The organism is Stackebrandtia sp. (genome assembly GCF_035643755.1).
Classification (GTDB): domain Bacteria; phylum Actinomycetota; class Actinomycetes; order Mycobacteriales; family Micromonosporaceae; genus Stackebrandtia.
Genome location: NZ_DASQPW010000081.1, coordinates 1 through 18312, shown reverse-complemented (window position 1 = coordinate 18312; position 18312 = coordinate 1). Strand labels below are relative to the sequence as shown.

Annotated in this window: 15 protein-coding genes and 3 pseudogenes; 2 read left to right on the top strand and 16 right to left on the bottom strand. The window is 69.7% G+C overall.

Annotation, left to right across the window (positions count from 1 at the left end):
* The 12 genes and pseudogenes from VE172_RS06100 to thyX all read right to left on the bottom strand — a co-directional run.
* Window positions 1–378 (bottom strand): annotated as a pseudogene (locus VE172_RS06100) (hypothetical protein); the annotation flags it as partial.
* A gap of 13 nt (window positions 379–391) precedes the next feature.
* Window positions 392–1246, bottom strand: a complete 855-nt coding sequence (locus tag VE172_RS06095; RefSeq protein WP_324798610.1) for a PspA/IM30 family protein — start codon at window positions 1244–1246, stop codon at window positions 392–394.
* Window positions 1247–1482: 236 nt separating this feature from the next.
* Window positions 1483–1809 (bottom strand): annotated as a pseudogene (locus VE172_RS06090) (helix-turn-helix domain-containing protein); the annotation flags it as partial.
* Window positions 1810–1915: 106 nt separating this feature from the next.
* Window positions 1916–2392 (bottom strand): CinA family protein, encoded by a 477-nt coding sequence (locus VE172_RS06085; protein WP_324798603.1) that lies wholly within the window; start codon window positions 2390–2392, stop codon window positions 1916–1918.
* A complete protein-coding gene (gene pgsA / locus VE172_RS06080; protein WP_324798600.1) occupies window positions 2389–2982 on the bottom strand; it encodes a CDP-diacylglycerol--glycerol-3-phosphate 3-phosphatidyltransferase in 594 nt (197 codons plus the stop codon). The genes VE172_RS06085 and pgsA overlap by 4 nt, the downstream gene beginning before the upstream one ends.
* A gap of 2 nt (window positions 2983–2984) precedes the next feature.
* Window positions 2985–4427, bottom strand: a complete 1443-nt coding sequence (gene rimO / locus VE172_RS06075) for a 30S ribosomal protein S12 methylthiotransferase RimO (protein WP_324798597.1) — start codon at window positions 4425–4427, stop codon at window positions 2985–2987.
* Window positions 4428–4436: 9 nt separating this feature from the next.
* Window positions 4437–6902 (bottom strand): DNA translocase FtsK, encoded by a 2466-nt coding sequence (locus VE172_RS06070; RefSeq protein ID WP_324798594.1) that lies wholly within the window; start codon window positions 6900–6902, stop codon window positions 4437–4439.
* A gap of 101 nt (window positions 6903–7003) precedes the next feature.
* Window positions 7004–8773 (bottom strand): bifunctional metallophosphatase/5'-nucleotidase, encoded by a 1770-nt coding sequence (locus VE172_RS06065; protein ID WP_324798592.1) that lies wholly within the window; start codon window positions 8771–8773, stop codon window positions 7004–7006.
* An 82-nt stretch (window positions 8774–8855) separates the two neighbouring features.
* Window positions 8856–10004 (bottom strand): low temperature requirement protein A, encoded by a 1149-nt coding sequence (locus VE172_RS06060; RefSeq protein WP_324798589.1) that lies wholly within the window; start codon window positions 10002–10004, stop codon window positions 8856–8858.
* Window positions 10005–10009: 5 nt separating this feature from the next.
* Window positions 10010–11695, bottom strand: coding sequence for a ribonuclease J (locus VE172_RS06055; RefSeq protein ID WP_324798586.1), 1686 nt, complete (start codon window positions 11693–11695; stop codon window positions 10010–10012).
* The gene (dapA, locus tag VE172_RS06050) at window positions 11695–12591 is read right to left on the bottom strand and encodes a 4-hydroxy-tetrahydrodipicolinate synthase (protein WP_324798584.1); all 897 of its coding nucleotides are present in this window, start codon (window positions 12589–12591) and stop codon (window positions 11695–11697) included. Before dapA ends, VE172_RS06055 begins: the two co-directional genes overlap by 1 nt.
* A gap of 84 nt (window positions 12592–12675) precedes the next feature.
* Entirely contained in the window at window positions 12676–13428 is a 753-nt protein-coding gene (gene thyX, locus VE172_RS06045) for an FAD-dependent thymidylate synthase (protein ID WP_324798581.1), read from the bottom strand.
* 144 nt (window positions 13429–13572) lie between these two features.
* Between thyX and VE172_RS06040 the strand changes: the two genes are divergently transcribed.
* Complete coding sequence (locus VE172_RS06040; RefSeq protein WP_324798579.1) at window positions 13573–14091, top strand: hypothetical protein; 519 nt, start codon at window positions 13573–13575, stop codon at window positions 14089–14091.
* A 100-nt stretch (window positions 14092–14191) separates the two neighbouring features.
* On the top strand, window positions 14192–14947 hold the full coding sequence (locus tag VE172_RS06035; RefSeq protein ID WP_324798577.1) for a DUF4097 family beta strand repeat-containing protein: 756 nt from the start codon (window positions 14192–14194) through the stop codon (window positions 14945–14947).
* 13 nt (window positions 14948–14960) lie between these two features.
* Here VE172_RS06035 and VE172_RS06030 read toward each other — a convergent pair whose 3' ends face one another.
* From VE172_RS06030 to VE172_RS06015, 4 genes and pseudogenes are all read right to left on the bottom strand, one after another.
* Complete coding sequence (locus VE172_RS06030; RefSeq protein ID WP_324798575.1) at window positions 14961–15956, bottom strand: metallophosphoesterase; 996 nt, start codon at window positions 15954–15956, stop codon at window positions 14961–14963.
* The gene (locus VE172_RS06025) at window positions 15922–16686 is read right to left on the bottom strand and encodes a DUF998 domain-containing protein (RefSeq protein WP_324798572.1); all 765 of its coding nucleotides are present in this window, start codon (window positions 16684–16686) and stop codon (window positions 15922–15924) included. The genes VE172_RS06030 and VE172_RS06025 overlap by 35 nt, the downstream gene beginning before the upstream one ends.
* Window positions 16683–17951, bottom strand: a complete 1269-nt coding sequence (locus tag VE172_RS06020; protein WP_324798570.1) for a glycosyltransferase — start codon at window positions 17949–17951, stop codon at window positions 16683–16685. The genes VE172_RS06025 and VE172_RS06020 overlap by 4 nt, the downstream gene beginning before the upstream one ends.
* Window positions 17917–18312, bottom strand: a pseudogene (locus VE172_RS06015) (hypothetical protein); the annotation flags it as partial. The pseudogene VE172_RS06015 and the gene VE172_RS06020, both read right to left, overlap by 35 nt.

Here is an 18312-nt window from a genome sequence, read left to right as displayed (position 1 = left end):
CGCGGGGGCGGCGGCGGAGCGGCGGTACTGGGCCGCCTCGCGCGTGCGGCGCAGCTTGCCCGCGAAGGCGCCCGCCAGCCCCTGGGCCTCGGCGACCAGCGCGGACGTGCCCGACAGGGCGAGCTGGTCGCGTTCGGAGGGCATCGCCCTGGCGGTGGAGCGGTAATCCACCCAGCGCACCGACGCCAGGGCCGCGCTGGCCCCGAACAGGCCCGCCCAGATGGCGTCCCAGGCGCTGACGCCGCCCAGCGGGATCATCACGGCGGCCACGCCGCCCCACAGCCCCGCGGCCACGGTCCACCGACGCGCGCTGCGCAGGCGCCGCCGCAGCCTCTTGACCTGTGGGGGAACTCCCCGGCCGTTGAAGGACCAGCTCATGGCGAGTCAGCCATCAGCCCGTCGCGGCGTCGCGATCTTTGTTGAGGCTGGCACGGATTTCGTCCAAACGCGACACGCTGGCGGGCTCGCCGCTGTCGGCCGCGGTGTCGGCGACGGCCTCGGGCTTGTCGCCGCTGCCGAGCTTGTCGCCCTGCAGGCTGGCGCGGATCTGTTCCAGGCGCGAGGCGCCCGCCATGTCCACCGTGGACTTCTGGATCTCCAGCATGCGGCCCTCCACCGAGTTGCCCGCCAGGTCGGCGCGGCCCATCGCGGTGGCGTAGCGCTTCTCGATCTTGTCGCGCACCTCTTCGAGGTTCGGGACGGTGCCGGGGGCGGCGATCGACGACATCGACTCCAGCGAGGAGGCGATGGTCTCCTGCATCTTGGCCTGCTCCAGTTGCGACAGCAGCTTGGAACGCTCGGCGAGCTTCTGCTGCAGCATCATCTGGTTGTTCTCCACGGCCTGGCGCGCCTGCTCGGCGGCGCCGATCGCCTGGTCGTGCATCACCTTCATGTCCTCGAGGGACTGCTCGGTGGAGACCAGTTTCGAGGCGATGATCTGCGCGGAGCTTTCGTACTCGGTGGCCTTCTTCTCGTCGCCCTCGCCGCGCGCCTTGTCCGCAAGCACCAGGGCCTGACGGGCCTGGGACTGAAGCTTCTCCACTTCGGACATGGTGCGCGACAGCTTCATCTCCAGCTGACGCTGGTTGCCGATGACGGCGGCGGCCTGGCTGGTCAGCGCCTGGTGCTGCCGCTGCGCCTCCTCGACGGCCTGCTGGATCTGGATTTTAGGATCGGCGTATTCGTCTATCTTGGCGCCGAACAGCGCCATCATGTACTTCCAACCCTTGACGAAGGGATTGGCCATCTCGCGATCCTTCCAAGCAGCCGGCGTTAACAAACAAGTCTATGTTCTCAGTCTCCATCGCGCACAGTCGCGCCGCCCACCCCCGTGAGGGGGCGCTACGCGGCGACGCTGGCCTTGGGTGCGGCGGGCTGAGTGGACACCCGCCGGGCCCGGCGGGCCCGCGCGGCGGCCAGGGAGGCCGGCGGCGCCATCGGGCGGTCGGGCTCGCGCCGCATGGGACGGGTGGTCTCGTGCTCCTGCGGCACCGGCAGGTCGGTGAGCTTGCGGTGCTCCTCCAGGCGGGAGACCGGGCGCAGCAACGCGACGGCCTCGCGCTTGGCGACCGAGTGCTCCTCCCGGGCCACCTCGCTGGTGACGTCGCCCAGCACGTCCGACAGCGGAATGTCCAATGCCTCACAAATCGACGACAGCAGCTCGCTGGACGCCTCTTTTTGTCCCCGCTCCACTTCCGAGAGGTACCCGAGGCTGACGTTCGCCGCCCCCGAGACGTCCCGAAGCGTGCGGCGCTGCTCCCGCCTGCGGGTACGCAGCGTCTCCCCAATGATCCGACGCAGCAACACCATCGCCCTCTCCTGTCGTCTCGCGCGGTCGCCGCCCGCGACGCGTCGCGTCGGTGCGGGCACGGTTGTATAACCGGGTTGGACGCCAGATTACTCCGCGCGGCGACACTTACGTGGCGCCGACGTCCAGCCGCTCGGTCAGCAGCGCCAACACGCCCGACACGGCGCCGCTCCTTACCGTCTCACGGTCGCCGTCGATGATGAGGCGCCGGGCGCTGACGGTGCCGTCGGCGGCGGCCACCGCGATCCACACGGTGCCCGGTGGCTGCCCGCCGTGCGCCTCGGGTCCGGCGGCGCCGGTGGTGCCGACGCCCCAGTCGGTGCCGCAGCGTTCCCGCACCCCGGTGGCCAGGGCGGAGGCGACCTCGCCCGACACCACGCCGGCGTTGGCGATCAGCTCGGCGTCAACTCCGACCAATGTGGACTTCATGCGCGGCGTGTAGGCCACGATTCCGGCCCGGAACACCGCGCTGGCGCCCGGGACGCCTGTGATGGCCGCCGCGACCATTCCCCCGGTCAGCGATTCGGCCACCGCCAGGTGCTGGCGGCGCGCGGTCAGGTCGGCGACGATGTGGGCGGCGGTCACGGGGCCGCCCGCTTGGCGTCCCGGCGGCGCAGATTGATCACCTGGACAATGTAGTCAAAACCGGTGACCACCGTGGCCAACGTGGCCGCACCCATCAGCCACGGATCGATCAGCGACAGCGGTTGCGGCAGCGGCCACAGGTAGAACGCGATCGCCACGATCTGCAGGACGGTCTTGATCTTGCCGCCGCGGCTGGCGGCGATGACGCCGATGCGGATCACCCACAGCCGCAACAGGGTGATGCCCCACTCCCGCACCAGGATCACGATGGTGACCCACCACGGCACCAGGTCCCACAGCGACAGCAGCACCAGGGCGGCGCCCGTGAGCGCCTTGTCGGCGATCGGGTCGGCGATCTTGCCGAACGCGGTGACCAGGCCGTGGCGGCGGGCCAGCCAGCCGTCGGCGAAGTCGGTGACGGCGGCGGCCACGAACACCGCGCACGCGGCCATCCGCCAGCCGGGGTCGACGAAGTCCGATTCCACCGCGCACAGCACGAACGCGGGCACCAGCACGATGCGCAGCACCGTCAGCAGGTTGGCCACGTTGTACACCGACGGAGGGCTGGCCGCCGTCGCCTTGCGCGGCATGCTCAGGCCTTCGTCGTCGGGACACATTCGGCGACCAGATCCACGCCAATACTGTCGACCACGACCGCCTCGACCAGGTCGCCCGGGCGCAGCGCGTCCACGTCGCCGATCAGCGCCGTGGTGCCGTCCACCTCGGGTGCCTGGTGGGCGGCGCGGCCGTCCACGCCGTCGGCGTCCACGGCGTCCACCAGGACCGACACGGTCTGGCCGACGCGTTCGGCGGCGCGCTGGGAGGTGAGCTCCTCGACCAGGACGCTGATGTGGTCGTAGCGCTGGGACACCACGTCGGGGTCGACGTGTCCGTCCAGTGTGGCCGCCTCGGTGCCGTCCTCGTCGGAGTAGGCGAACACGCCCACCGCGTCGAGCCGGGCCGCCGACAGGAAGCGCTCGAGCTCGGCGACGTCGTCGTCGGTCTCGCCGGGGAAGCCGACGATGACGTTGGTGCGCACGCCGGCGGAGGGCGCCAGGCCGCGGATCGTGTCCAGAAGCTCCCAGAAGCCCTCGGTGGAGCCGAAGCGGCGCATCCGGCGCAGCAGGTCGCGGCTGGAGTGCTGGAAGGACAGGTCGAAGTACGGGGCGACGCCGGGGGTGGCGGCGATGGTCTTCACCAGGTCGGGGCGCAGCTCGGCGGGCTGCAGGTAGGAGGCCCGGACGCGGACGATGCCGTCGGTGGCCGCCAGCGCGCGAAGCAGCTCCTCCAGGGCGGCGGCGTCGCCGAGGTCCTTGCCGTAGGAGGTGGTGTTCTCGCTGACCAGCACCAGTTCGCGGACGTCCTGGGTGCCCAGCCAGGCGGCCTCGGCGAGGATCTCGGCGGGGGTGCGCGACACGAAGGCGCCGCGGAAGGACGGGATGGCACAGAAGCCGCAGCGCCGGTCGCAGCCCGAGGCGATCTTGAGGTTGGCCACGGGGCCCGTGGAAAGGCGGTGGCGCAACACCTTCAGGTGCTGCGGGACGGGCGTGTCGTCGGCCTCGGCGTGCCGGTGGCCGGGGATCACGGCGGCGGCCGCGGGCCGCCGCACCGGGGAGATCGGCAGCAGCGTGCGGCGGTCGCGCGGGGTGTGCGAGGCGATGGTCTCGCCGGCGGCGATCGCGTCGAGCCGCGCGGCGATGTCCGGGTAGTGGTCGAAGCCCAGCACGGCGGACGCCTCGGGGAGGCTGTCGGCCAGCTCGTTGCCGTACCGCTCGGCGAGGCAGCCGGTGGCCACCACCTTGGCGCCGGTGTCGGCGGCCTGGAGCAGCGTGTCGATCGAGTCCTGTTTGGCCTGTTCGATGAAGCCGCAGGTGTTGACCATCACCACGTCGGCGCCCTCGCCGTCGTCGGTGAGCTCCCATCCGCCGTCGGCCAGCCGCGCCGCCAACTCCTCCGAATCGGTGTCGTTGCGGGCACAGCCGAGCGTCACGACGGCCACGCGGCGCCGCGACGAGGTAGATGGAGCTTCTGGCACCCCACGAGACTACCCACCACGGATCGAGGCCAACACCTTGTCCAGCTCGTCGGGCTTGACCAGCACGTCGCGGGCCTTGGTGCCCTCCGACGGTCCGACGACGCCCCGGGTCTCCATCAGGTCCATCAGGCGGCCCGCCTTGGCGAAACCGACCCGCAGCTTGCGCTGCAGCATGGACGTGGAGCCGAACTGGCTCGTCACCACCTGCTCGACCGCCTGGAGCAGGACGTCCAGGTCCTCACCGATGTCCTCGTCGATCTCCTTCTTCGGGCCCGCCGCGGCGGTCAGCACGTCCTCGGCGAACTCGGGCTCGCGCTGGTTCTTGCTGTATTCGACGATGCGCTCGATCTCGCCGTCGGTGACCCAGGTGCCCTGGATCCGCGAGGGCTTGGAGGCGCCCATGGGCAGGAACAGGCCGTCGCCCTGTCCGATCAGCTTCTCGGCGCCGGGCTGGTCCAGGATGACCCGCGAGTCGGCCAGCGACGAGGTGGAGAAGGCCAGCCGCGAGGGCACGTTGGCCTTGATGAGGCCGGTGACGACGTCCACCGAGGGGCGCTGGGTGGCCAGCACCAGGTGGATGCCGGCGGCGCGGGCCAGCTGGGTGATGCGCACGATGGCGTCCTCGACGTCGCGCGGCGCCACCATCATCAGGTCGGCCAGCTCGTCCACGATGGCCAGAAGGTACGGGTACGGGCGGTACACGCGCTCCGAGCCCGGCGGCGCCTTGATCTGGCCGGAACGCACCTTGCGGTTGAAGTCGTCGATGTGCCGCACGCCCGAGGCCGCCAGGTCCTCGTAGCGGGTGTCCATCTCCTTGACCACCCACTGTAGAGCGTCGGAGGCCTTCTTCGGGTTGGTGACGATCGGGTTCACCAGGTGAGGGATGCCCTCGTAGGCGGTCAGTTCGACCCGCTTAGGGTCGATGAGCAGCAGCCGCACCTCCTCGGGCGTGGCGCGCATCAGCACCGACGCCAGCAGGGAGTTGATGCACGAGGACTTGCCGCTGCCGGTGGCGCCGGCGATCAGCAGGTGCGGCATCTTCGCCAGGTTGGCCAGCACGAAGCCGCCCTCGATGTCCTTGCCCAGCGCGATCACCATCGGGTGCTTCTCGGTCTGGGCGGTGTTCGAGCGCAACACGTCGCCCAGCGAGACGTTCTCCCGGTCGGCGTTGGGGATCTCCACGCCGACGGCCGACTTGCCGGGGATCGGGCTCAGGATGCGGACATCGGGGCTCTTCACCGCGTAGGCGATGTTCTTGGACAGCTGGGTGATGCGTTCGACCTTGACCGCCGGGCCCAGCTCGACCTCGTAGCGGGTGACCGTGGGGCCCCGGGTGAACCCGGTGACGGCGGCGTCCACCTTGAACTGTTCGAAGACCTCGTGCAGCGCGGCGATGACGGTGTCGTTGGCCTTGCTGCGGGTCTTGGCGGCCTTGCCGCTCTTCAGCAGGTCCAGAGGCGGCAGGTGGTAGTCGCCGCTGTCGGGCAGCGGGGGCTGCACCGCCTTGGACTTCGGGACGGGGGTGTGCTTCGGCGGCTCGCGCCGCACCATCGGCACCTTGTCGGGGTCCAGCCGCGGCAGCGGGGTGTGGGCCTCGGGCTCGTCGTCGTCCTCGGGTTCCAGGTCCTCGGTGTCCTCGCCGTCCACGTCGGCCGTGGTCCTGGAGCGGCGGGTGCGTTTGGTCGGCGCCTCGGCGTCGGCGTCGGTGTGTCCGCTGCCCATCCTCCACAGTGACGCGAGCCGCTGCGGCACCTGGTTGACGGGGGTCGCGGTGATCACCAGCAGCCCGAAGATCACGATGAGGGCCAGCACGGGCGCCGCCACCCAGCCCGACACCGCGGCGTGCAGGGCGCCGCCGATCAGGCGCCCCAGTTGCCCGCCGGCGTCCAGCACGGCGCCGGTGGCGGTGGGGAGCCCCTTGACGAGGTGCAAAAGCCCGCAGGCGCCCAGCACCAGCGCCGTCCAGCCGACCACGGCGCGGCCGTGGGCCTCGTCGCTGCGGGCCTGGCGCATCATGTGGACGGCGCCGGCTGCCAGCAGGACCGGCAGCGCCAGCGCGGCGGCACCCATCACCCAGCGGATGCCGAAGGACAGCTTGTCCCCCACCGGCCCTCCGGAGTGGAACCACAGCGCCACCGCCAGGAGGATCGCCAGGGCCAGCATCACCAGCGCCACGCCGTCGCGGCGGTGCGAGGGGTCGATGTCGCGGGCGGTGGCGGCCTCGCGGCCGATGCCGCGCGCCACCCAGCCGGTGCCGCGGGCCACGCCGTTCCACAGTCCACGGACCGCCATTCCCGCGGCCTCGAGTGGGCCGGGAATCGCGGAGGTGCGTCGTTTGGTGGTGCGCCGCGCGGCGGTGGTCTTCTTCGCCGGACGGCGCCCCCTGGTGTTGCGGGCGCCCGATGTGGAGCGTGAGCGCGCCGATGTGGAGCGTTTGCGGGCGGTCTTCTTCGCCGCCGAACCTCGGCCAGCCATTCCGTTAGAGTACCGGCGCCGGATCGAGATGCACGTAGATAGTGTCGGGCCCCGGTTCCGTTGCCGGAACCGGGGCCCGATCTGGGGGCGGAGTAAAGCTCTTATTTGAAGGTGATCCGGTCGGTCTTGGGCGGGTCGACCGGCTTGGACTCCGAGGAGTTGTCGGCGAACCACTTCTGCAGCGCGGCCAGGTCGTCCTCGCCGACGAGCGGGTTCTTGCCCTCGGCCAGAACCTTGAAACCGTCACCACCGCCGGCGAGGAAGGAGTTCACCGTGACCCTATAGGTGGCGGATTCGTCCAGTTTCTTGCCGTCCAGTTCGATACTGTCGGTGACGATCTTGTCGGCACCCGTCTTCGAGGTGTCCACAGTGTACGCAAAGCCCTTGGAGGGCTGCAACACCTTCGGTGACTTCTCGTTGTCGCCGCTGTACTGCTGTTGCAGCGCCGTGATGATCTGCTTGCCGGTCAGGTCGAGGGTGGTCAGCGTGTTGGCGAACGGCTGCACCGTGAAGGCCTCGCCGTAGGTGACCACGCCGTCGCCCTCGGACCCCGACTGCTTGTACAACAGATCGGCTCTGACGCCGCCGGGATTCATGAGCGCCAGCTGCGCCTTGCCGACGTCGTCACCGGCGGTCTGATCCTTTTGGGCATCGGCGATCAGGTCGCCCAGCGCCGACTCCTTGGTGCCGGTCTCCTCCAGGGGAATGTCGGCCGAGATGTACCCGACCTTCTTGTTGGCGATCGGCTCGGCCAGCTTCTTGTACTTGTCGATCAGCTTGGTCTGGGTCGGGTCGCGCTTCACGTCGCGGGTGACGGCGTGGTTCTTGGCCTTCACCGAGGTGCGGACGATGTCCTTGGTCTTGAAGTCGTACTTCATGTCCATTTCGGTGTAAAGCCGCCCGAAGGACGACCCCGAGGTCACCAGGCGGTCCTTGCCGTCCGGGTCGGGGATGTTGCAGGTGTACGCCTGGTGGGTGTGTCCGGAGATCACCGCGTCGATCTGCGGGTCGAGATTCTTGGCGATGTCCTTGATGGGGCCGGAGATGCCGGAGCCGGGGCCGTCGGCGTCGCAGTCGTAGTTGTAGGCCTTGCCCGACGGCATGCCGCCCTCGTGCACCAGCACCACGATCGAGTTCACCCCGGTCATCTCCAGGACCTTGGTGTAGAAGTTGGCGGTCTTCACCTCGTCGGCGAACTCGAGGTTCTCGTTGCCCTCGTGCGAGATGATGTCGCCGGTGCCGTGCAGGGTCATGCCGATGAAGCCGACCCGGGCGCCGTCGGAGTAATTCTTCACCCACACCGGCGGCAGCACCGGCTGCTTGGAGTCCTTGTCGTCCACATTGGCGCCCAGGTAGTGGAACTTGGCGCCTTTGAACTTGTGCTTGGGGTCGGCGCAGCCGTCGGTCGGGTGGCACCCGCCGTCCTGCATCCGCTTGAGCTCGGTGAAGCCCTCGTCGAACTCGTGGTTGCCCACCGAGGTGACCTCGAGCTTCATCTTGTTCATGGCCTCGATGGTGGGCTCATCGTGGAAGGCCGCCGAGGTGAAGGGGCTGGCGCCGATCAGGTCGCCGGCGGCCACCGTGGTGGAGTCCTTGTGGTGCTTGCGGGCCTTGGCCAGATCGGTGGCGAGGTACTCGGAACCGCCGGCGTCGATGGTGTGCTCTTTGCCGCTGTCGTCCAGTTCGGTCAGTTGCCCGGACGATCCGGTCGGCGGCTCCAGGTTGCCGTGGAAGTCGTTGATCGCCAACAGCTGGATGTCGGTGGTGTTTCCGCCGCTGGCGAAGGCGCTGGGTACGACCACCATGCCGACGCCGAGCGCGAGGCTCGCGGCGCCGGCGGCGATCAGCAGCCGCTTTTTCCGGATGGGCATATATGAATCTCCTCGGGCATGGGTCTCGAAGGCATGTCCACGATCTACGCGATGACACAAGCAGATGGCGACAACGTATCGGTTACTCGAAGGTAACGACTTGGTCTCGCCGTCGCGACGTCCCGACGTCCTCGGCGATCAACATGGCCAACAGTATGGCCACCAGCGCGGACAGTTGCCAGGCCGCCGCGATCTGTCCCAAGGGGACGGTGCAGGGTGCCGCGACGGCGGCGGCCGCGCGCGTCCAACCGTGGTGCAGATTCATGACTCGGCGAAACAGCATGGAGCCCACCAGAAACGCCGTCAGACCCGCCGACAGCGCCCACCGCGGCCCCGGACCCAGGGGCGCCTCGGCGTGGGCGATCGCCGAGCCCATCGCCGCGGCGATCGCGACGATGCCCAGCAGGATCGGCACGTGCCAGAAGAAGAACCCCCACAGGATCTTGCCGGTGCGCACGGCGGTGTCGGCGCACCCCGCGAGCGTCTCCTCGGCGCGTTCCAGGTCCCGGGTGAAGTACGCCCACCACAGGCAGGCCGCCAGGCACAGGCCGAGGACGCCGATCAGCACGAGCCGCGCGCTCAGGTGCGCACCGCCGGCCGCGGCGCCCACGGCCACGACGGATTCCCCGATCGTGATGATGACGACCAGTCCGTGGCGTTCGCTGATGTGACCGGCGTGCAGCCGAAACCCCGCCTGCCCGGCGATCACGGGCGACAGCCACATGATCGCCACCGCGGCCAGCCACAACGCGTACTTGAGCGCGCCGTGGGTGAAGTCCGCGCCGAAGGTCAACCCGACGCCGGTGACGTTGGCGATGAACACCGGAACGAAGGCCCTGGTGGACTGCAGGTACATGGCGCCGTGCACGAGCACCACGATCAGCATGCCCACCGAGAACCACACTCCGGTGCCGCCGAAGGCGTCGGGCACCGCCATGGCCACGATCAGCCAGCCCGCCATCGCCACCAGCAGCAGGATCCGGCGGGCCGGGCGCCGGGGCGGCACCGCGTTGGTCAGCCAGGCGTATCCGGCGTAGATCCACCAGATGACCCCGAACATCAGGAAGGTCTGGGGAAAGCCGGTGCGGTAGTCGTGCGACACCACGTGGGTCAGTTGGGTGACCGTGAAGACGAAGACCAGATCGAAGAACAGCTCCAATGTGGAGACGCGAAGGTCCTCGTCGTCCGGCACCGGCTCCACCCGCTCGCGGTACCAGCGCGGCAACCGCAAGCCGGTCACACCTCGAGCACGTGCGGCACGATCATCGGCCGCCTGCGGTAGGTGTCGTTGACCCACTTGCCGACGGTGCGGCGCACCAACTGCTGCAACTGATGCGGGTCGGAGACGCCGTCGGCGGCGGCCTTGTCGAGCGCCTCGGTGATCAGCGGCAGCACGCCGTTGAACGCCGCCGGGTCCTCGCTGAAGCCCTTGGCCGACACCGTGGGCCCGCCGACCACCTTGCCGGTCACCGAGTCCACCACCACCGTGGCCGACACGAAGCCCCCGTCGCCGAGGATGCGGCGCTCGGACAGCACCGGCTCGCCGACGTCGCCGACGGCCAGTCCGTCCACATAGATGTTGTTGTTCTCGATGTGTCCGACGACCCGAGCGACGCCGTCCACCAGGTCCACGACGTCGCCGTTCTCCACCAGGGTGATCTGGTTCTCGGGGACGCCGGAGCTGGCGGCCAGCCGGGCGTGGGCACGCAGGTGGCGCCACTCGCCGTGCACCGGCATGAAGTTGGACGGCTTGACGACATTGAGGACGTACAACAGCTCGCCGGCCGGGGCGTGCCCCGACACGTGGACCTTCGCGACGTCCTTGTGGATCACGGTGGCGCCGGAGCGCGACAGCCGGTTGATGACGCCGTACACGGCGGTCTCGTTGCCGGGCACCAGCGACGACGCCAGCACCACGGTGTCGCCCGACTCCACGGTGATGTGCCGGTGGTCGCCCGAGGCCATCCGGCCCAGCGCGCTCATCGGCTCGCCCTGGGAACCGGTGGACATGTACACGATCTCGTTGTCGGGCAGCCGGGTGGCCTCGTCCATGGAGACCAGGCTGCCGCCGGGGATCTGCAACAGCCCCAGGTCGCGGGCGATGCCCATGTTGCGCACCATCGACCGCCCGATGAAGGCGACCTTGCGTCCATGTTCGACGGCCGAGTCGAAGACCTGCTGGACCCGGTGGACGTGGGAGGCGAAGGACGCCACGATGATGCGGCCCTCGGCGGCGCGGAAGATGTCGTCCAGCACCCCGCGGATCTCGCGCTCCGAGGTGACGAAGCCCGGGATCTCGGCGTTGGTGGAGTCCGACAGCAGCAGGTCGACGCCCTGCTCGCCGAGCCGCGCGAAACCGGCCAGGTCGGTGAGGCGGCCGTCCAGCGGCAGCTGGTCCATCTTGAAGTCGCCGGTGTGCAGCACCAGGCCGGCGTCGGTGCGCACCGCCACGGCCAGCGCGTCCGGGATCGAGTGGTTGACGGCGAAGAACTCGCACGTGAACGGGCCCAGCTGCTCGGACTGGGTCTCGGTCACCGCCAGCGTGTACGGCTTGATCTTGCGCTCGCGCAGCTTGGCCTCGATGAGCGCCAGCGTGAACTGCGAGCCCACCAGCGGAATGTCGGGCTTGTGCGCCAACAGGTACGGGACGGCTCCAATGTGGTCCTCGTGTCCGTGGGTCAGCACGATCGCCTCGATGTCGTTCAGGCGATCCAGCAGGCTGGTGAAGTCCGGCAGGATCAGGTCGACGCCGGGCTGGTCCATGTCGGGGAACAGCACGCCGCAGTCGACGATGAGGATCCGGCCGTCGAATTCGTAGGCCGTCATGTTGCGGCCGATGGCTCCCAGCCCGCCCAGCGGGGTCACGCGCAGCGCGCCGCGCGGCAGCGGGGGCGGCGCCCCCAGTTCGGTGTTGGCACTCATCACGCGATCCCGGCTTCCTTCAACAGCGACTCGATCAGCGCGCTGGTGTCGACGTCGGCGGCGTACAGCGGCGGACGCGGTGGCCCGCCCGGCAACCCGCGGGCGTTGAGCGCGGACTTCACCGCGCACAACCCCTGGGTGCTGTCCTGCAGCGCCCACACCACGGGCAGCAGTCCGTCGCTGATGGACCGCGCCCTGACGATGTCGCCGGCGTCGACGGCGTCGAACATCTCGGCCAAGCGCTTGCCCGCCAGGTGGGCGATGACGCTGACGGCGCCGACCTGGCCGGAGGCGTAGGCGGCCAGGTTGATGTCGTCGACGCCGTTGTAATAGGCCAGCCCCGAGGCGACCCGCTTGCGCTGCGCGTCGTAGATGCGCTGGGTGGCGTCCTTGACGGCCACGATCTTCGGGTGCTTGGCCAGCGTCACGACGGTGTCGCGCTCCAGCTCCCGGCCGCTGCGCGGCGGGATGTCGTACAGCATGATCGGCAGCTCGGCGGCGTCGGCGAGCGTGTTGAAGTGCCGCACCAGCATGTCCTGGGTGGGCCGCGAGTAGTACGGCGTCACCAGGAGCAGGCCGTGCGCTCCGGCCCGCTCGGCGGCGGCGATCAGCTCGAGGCTGTGGGCGGTGTCGTAGCTTCCGGCCCCGGCCACCACGGTGGCCCGGTCGCCGACGGCCTCGGCCACCGCCCGCACCAGGGTTTCCTTCTCGGCGTCGGTGGTGGTGGGCGATTCGCCCGTGGTTCCGTTGAGCACCAACCCATCGCAGCGCTGCTCGTCCACCAGATAGGTGGCGAGGGTCTGCGCGCCGTCGACGTCCAGTGCGCCGTCGTCGGTGAAGGGGGTGATCATGGCGGTCAGCAAGCGCCCGAATGGGCGGGTGGCATCGCTGGTCATGTTGTCAAACCTATCGTTCGAGGGCCGGGTGAGCCGCGTCTCCCGGCCTTGTCCGTCTGTGTGCAATCCCGTGTGTCGGCCGCGTCAACCCTCTTGGACGTATGGCGACGACGCGACCGTGGTGCCGTCCGACAGCGTGCTGATGGTGAAGTCGGCGAAGACGTTGGGCACCTTGTCCTTCAGCAGCCGCAGGCAGGTCACCGCCAGCTGGCGGATCTCGACGTCGGCGTGCTCGGAGGCCCGCATGGCGACGAAGTGGCGCCAGGCGCGGTAGTTGCCGGTGACCACGATGCGGGTCTCGGTGGCGTTGGGCAGCACCGCGCGGGCCGCCTGGCGCGCCTGTTTGCGGCGCAGGGTGGCGTTGGGCTCGTCGGCGAACTTCTTCTCCAGGCCCTCCAGAAGTTCGGTGTAGGCGGTCTGGGAGGCCTCGGCGGCGGCGAGGAACTTCTCGTGCAGCCCGGGGTCGTCGGCTATGACGTCGGGCTCGACCATCTTGGCGTCGCGCTCGGGGACGTAGCGCTGGGAGAGCTGGCTGTAGGAGAAGTGGCGGTGCCGGATCAACTCGTGGGTGAGGGAGCGCGACACGCCGGTGATGTAGAAGGAGACGGTGCCGTGTTCCAGCACCGACAGGTGCCCGACCTGAAGGATGTGGTCGAGATAACCGGCATTGGTGGCCGTCTTCGGGTTGGGCTTCTTCCACGACTGGTAACACGCGCGACCCGCGAACTCCGCCAGGGCCTGCCCGCCGTCGGCGTCGGTTTCCCACGGCACGTCGGCCGGGGTCTCGAAGTGGGTCCAGGCGACGAGGTTGACCTGCGGGGACACGGTTTCCGGCATGCGTGAATTCTCCTGATCAATTCCGATGTTCAGCTGGCGCCGAGCCTACTCGAGGCGGGTTGCCTCCGCGCTCAGCAGGCGCGACGTCGACATGATGCGTCACACCCCCTTGCGCGACGCCACGAGTAGTGCCATAATGGCGTCATGGACCTGACTCCGTATCTCGAATCGCTTCGCCGGGATCTCGCCGCGGCAGCCGCTCCCGCCGGCGAGTCCGCCGTGCAGACCGCCGAACTTCTGTCGGGATCGCTGGAGGCGTCGCTGCGCCTCGCCCTGTTGGAGGCGCTTTCCGACGCCGCCGCCGAAATCACCGGCGAGCTGAATCGCAGCGGTAATCCTGCCACCGTAGAGGTGCGCATGCGCGCGCGACAGGCCGATCTGGTGGTCAGCGAGACGCCGAGCGTCCCCGCGGAACCACCGCCGGCCCCGGCCGCGGAGTCCGGGGACGTCGCCCGCATCACGCTGCGGCTTCCGGAACCACTGAAGGAGTCCGTCGAACGCGCCGCCTCCGCGGAGTCCATATCGGTCAACGCCTGGCTGGTGCGCGCCATCAACGCGGCGGTGTACAACGCGCCGCCCATGCCGCCCAACCCGCCGTCGCCGCCCGCGCCGCCCGGCCGCGCCCGTTTCGGGCGCCGCGTCACCGGCTACGCCCAAAGCTGACACCCACCACACTTACCTGCTCTCACCTGACCTAGCACCGAAAGGCACGTTCGCCATGTCCGAGTTTCCCTGTGACACACCAATATCCGTCAGTATCACGATGGGCGCGGGTACCTGCGACGTCATCGCCGAGGACCGCGACAACGCCTCGGTGAGCGTCACCCCGCACCGCAACGACGAACGCTCGCGGGAGGCCGCCGAGGCCACCAAGGTCGACTTCCGCGACAACAAGCTCACCATCCGGTCGCCGGAGGGGATGGCCGGATGGCTGCGCGGGCGCTCCAGCGCCATCGACGTCACCGTCAAGATTCCGCTGGGCTCCAGCGTCAACGCCAAGACCGCCTCGGCTCCGATCGGGCTGCACGGCGAGCTCGAGGTGGTCTCCGCGACCACCGCCTCGGGCGAGATCACCGTGGAGAAGACCGCGCAGGCGACGGTCAACACCGCCTCCGGGGACGCCCACGTCATCGAGTGCTCGGGCGAGGCGCGCGGCAACACGGTCTCGGGGGACCTGCTCATCGACCACGCCGGCGGCGACGTCAACGCCAAGTCGGTGTCGGGCGACGTGCGCATCGGCTACGCCGGACGCTCCGTCCAGGGCAACAGCGTCTCCGGCGACCTGACCGTCAGCACCGTCCACTCCGGAGTGTGCAAGCTGCGCTCGGTGTCGGGCACGGTGTCGGTCGGGGTGGCGCCCGGCGTCGGGGTGTGGATGGACCTGAACTCCATCAGCGGCACCACTTCCAGCGATCTGGCGGTGGGCGACATGCCGTCGACGGCGGCGGCCAGCCTGCAGCTCCACGTCAACACGGTGTCGGGGAACATCGACCTGTTCCGCTCCCAGCCCACGAGCTGAGCCGACGCGACGCTCAGGACTTGGCGGTCTCCTCCGCGGGGGCCGCCTTTTCCTTGTCCTCCGCCTCGGTCTCGGCCTCGGCCTCGGGGGTCCCGGCGTCCTCAGTGGTGTCGTCCGCCTCGTCGGCGACGTCTTCTTCTTCGGCGACAACGGTTTCGGGCTCGTCGCCGGAGTCGGTCTCCTCTGACGGGAACTGGTGCAGCGCGCTGTCGGGAACGGGAAGCGGGACCACCAGGCACGGGCCGCCCTGATACACGCCGCCGTCCACATTCAACACCAGGTCGTCGCAGTAGAGGCGGGCGCCGTTGACCTGATCGCCGGGGATGCCGAGGCGGTCGGGGATGGTGCTGTGGCCGTGGACGATCTGGCTGCCGCCGAAGAAGTCCAGCATCGCCGCGGCCTGGTCGGGCCCGTCCTCGGCCTCGAAGCGGTGCCGGATGGTCAGCCGCCGAAACAGCTCCCACCATCGATTGTGGTCACCGGACTTCAGGATCTTGCGGATCGTGCGGTTGACGGCGCTGATGTTGCGTCCGTACGCCGCGTACTCGGTGGTGTCGGTGTGCATCAACAGGTGGTCGGACACGTACGCCATGGCCGGGCGGTTGCGCACCCAGTTGATCTGCTCGTCGGTCAGCTTGGCGACGTCGTCGTCCTGTCCCCCGTTGAGGTGCCACCACATGTCGAAGTTGCGGGAGTTGCCGTCCTCGTCCTCCAGGTCCTCGGCGCCGAAGCGCTGCGCACCGAGCATCAGGACCTCGTGGTTGCCCAGCAGCGAGTCCGCCACGCCGCCCTCGGCCTTGGCCTCCTCCGACAGCCGCATGATCAACCCGACGATGCCCGCCCCGTCGGTTCCCCGGTCGAAGAGGTCGCCGAGGAACCACAGCCGCGCGTTGCCGCCGACCCAGCCGCCGTCGCCGTCGATGAGCCCGGCGGCCTCGAGGGCGACGGTCAGCTTGTCGAGATGTCCATGCACGTCACTGACGACGTAAAGTGCGCGGTCGGAGGCCATCCGCTGATGGTAATGCTCCCCGCCCGGGGATGCCACGGCTAGTCAGCCAGAGTTTCTCGCCATCGTGGATGGTGGCCGGCGTGGGCGTGGCGACCAGCCCCGGGCGCGCCCGCACCAGCGCTGTGGCCGGGCGTGGCTGCGGTGCCCGCCGGGGCAGCAGGGCCAGGACGACCAGCAGCACCGCGTGGATCGCCAGGTGGGCGCGTTGCGGGATGCCGCGCCAGGCGCCGCCGTCCAGCACGCCGGGAAACAGCGTGTTCATCGAGCTGAACGCCAAGGTGACCGCGGCGGCCACCGTGACCAGTCCGACCAGCCGCCCGCCATCGCCCCACAGCCAGATCCAGGCACCGGTCAGGGTCAGCACGACGAAGGCGGTGCCCGCCGCGTAGCGGTGGACCTGGCCGTTCAGCGAGGAGCCGTCGCCGGAGTCGGTCGGCACCATCACCGCGACCAGCAGCGCCAGCGAGGTGACGCCCAGCAGCACCCGGGGGAGGCCGGGGGCGGGAAGCAGGGACAGGGCCGCGCACCCGGAGGCGAAGCCCAGCACGGCGAGTGCGAAGAGGACATTGCCCGGCGGGGTGAGCGCGTAGTTGGACACCGGTTCGCTCACCGGGCTCACCGGGCCGGCCATCAGGAGATGCAGCAGTGCGAATATGGCGGTTCCGGTGATGCTGCCCGCGATGGCGACCTTGGCCTGCCAGGTGAGGCCGGTGGCGACCGGCGCGTTCATTGCCTGCTCCCGGACGCGACCAGGCCGGAGTAGACGTCTTCGAAACGCCGCAGCGAATTCGTGTGATCGTGTGTCAGCGCCATCGCGCGGCTGGACGAACCCATCGCCTCCACCTCCCGTGGTGGGGTCAGAATAGCCCTGATACGGGTGGAAATGCCCTCTATATCTCCGGGCGTAAACAGATACCCGTTTTGACCGTTCTTCACGAGGTGCGGCAGGGCGACGGCGTCGGCGGCCACCACCGGCAGCCCCGAGGCCATCGCCTCCAGGGTCACGATGGACTGAAGCTCGGCGATCCCGGCGATGGCGAACACGTCGCCCGCCCGGTAGAACTCGGGCAGATCCTCGTCGGGGACGAAACCCAGCAGCCGCACGTAGGCCGAGATGCCCAGGTCGGCGGCCAGCGCGGTGAGGCGCTGGTGCTCGGGCCCGATCCCGGCGACCACCAGTTGCGCGTCGACGTGGCGACGCACCTGCGGCATGGCGCGGATCAGGTCGCCGATCCGCTTCTCCTCGTCCAGACGCCCGACGAACACGACGGTGTCGCGGTCGGGCAGGCCGAAGCGGGCCCGGGCCGCCGACGCCGGACCCACCCGGGGGTGGAAGCGGGACAGGTCGATGCCGCAGGAGACGGCCTCGATGTCGCCACGGTATCCGTTGTCGCGGAACACCTTCGCCGCCAACGGCGTCGGCGTGGTGACGTGGTCGGCGCGGGAGAAGACCCGAGCCGCGTCCTTCCAGGCGCGGGCGGCCACGAACTCGCGCAGCCGGCGGGGCACCCTGACGTGGTGCAGCAGGTTGTCGGGCATGAAGTGGTTGGTGGCCACCGCGGGGACGCCGGAGCGCTTGGCGGTGTACAGACAGGACCGTCCCACCGGGAAGTGGCCCTGGACGTGGACCACCTCGGGGCGCACGGCGTCGAACACCTCGCGCATCGCCGCCGACGCGGCGCCGGGGACCACGAACCGCATGGTCGGGTGCAACAGCAGGGCGTGGGATCGCAGGCGGTGCACCGTGACCCCGTCGCGCACCTCCACTCCGGACGGGCCGGTGTCGGAGGGGCACACCACGTGGACCTCGTTGCCGCGCGCCACCAGTCCCGCCGCGAGGCGGTGGGTGAAGTAGCCCGCGCCGTTGACGTCCGGGGGGTAGGTGTCGGCGCCGATCAGCACCCGGCGCCGCGGCGCGTGGTGGAGGTCGACGGTGCCGCCCGTCTCGAGGGCGCCGAGGTCAGGGGCGGGCACAGTTGAGGTCACTATGGACATGGCGGATCTCCTTGAGGGTGTCGGGTTGTGGTGTAGAGCTCCGCTCCGGCGAGTCCGAAGCGTCGAGTGTGGATTCGGGGGGTCCGGTGTGGCGGGCGAGCACCGCGACGCCGACCGTGGTCACCACGACCGAGGCGACCGCGAGGAAGACGTCCAGGGCATTGCTCGGAAGGGGTTCCGACAGCGCGACGACGCCGGAGGTCGCCGCCACCACCGGGTCGGCGATGAGCAGGGTCGCGAAGGCGAGTCCGAAGTGTCCGGAACGATAGGCGTTTTGCACCAGCAGTCCGCCGACGGCGATCAACCCGATCGCGGCCAGGCCGTACCAGTGCCACAGCGCCGCCGTGCCCTGCGTCCGCAG

Excerpts from the sequence above, each read along its gene's own strand:
- VE172_RS06095 (WP_324798610.1), bottom strand. The coding sequence starts at position 1,246 with ATGGCCAATCCCTTCGTCAAGGGTTGGAAGTACATGATGGCGCTGTTC.
- pgsA (WP_324798600.1), bottom strand. The coding sequence starts at position 2,982 with ATGCCGCGCAAGGCGACGGCGGCCAGCCCTCCGTCGGTGTACAACGTG.
- VE172_RS06070 (WP_324798594.1), bottom strand. The coding sequence starts at position 6,902 with ATGGCTGGCCGAGGTTCGGCGGCGAAGAAGACCGCCCGCAAACGCTCC.
- VE172_RS06065 (WP_324798592.1), bottom strand. The coding sequence starts at position 8,773 with ATGCCCATCCGGAAAAAGCGGCTGCTGATCGCCGCCGGCGCCGCGAGC.
- VE172_RS06055 (WP_324798586.1), bottom strand. The coding sequence starts at position 11,695 with ATGAGTGCCAACACCGAACTGGGGGCGCCGCCCCCGCTGCCGCGCGGC.
- dapA (WP_324798584.1), bottom strand. The coding sequence starts at position 12,591 with ATGACCAGCGATGCCACCCGCCCATTCGGGCGCTTGCTGACCGCCATG.
- thyX (WP_324798581.1), bottom strand. The coding sequence starts at position 13,428 with ATGCCGGAAACCGTGTCCCCGCAGGTCAACCTCGTCGCCTGGACCCAC.
- VE172_RS06040 (WP_324798579.1), top strand. The coding sequence starts at position 13,573 with ATGGACCTGACTCCGTATCTCGAATCGCTTCGCCGGGATCTCGCCGCG.
- VE172_RS06035 (WP_324798577.1), top strand. The coding sequence starts at position 14,192 with ATGGGCGCGGGTACCTGCGACGTCATCGCCGAGGACCGCGACAACGCC.
- VE172_RS06030 (WP_324798575.1), bottom strand. The coding sequence starts at position 15,956 with ATGGCCTCCGACCGCGCACTTTACGTCGTCAGTGACGTGCATGGACAT.
- VE172_RS06025 (WP_324798572.1), bottom strand. The coding sequence starts at position 16,686 with ATGAACGCGCCGGTCGCCACCGGCCTCACCTGGCAGGCCAAGGTCGCC.
- VE172_RS06020 (WP_324798570.1), bottom strand. The coding sequence starts at position 17,951 with ATGTCCATAGTGACCTCAACTGTGCCCGCCCCTGACCTCGGCGCCCTC.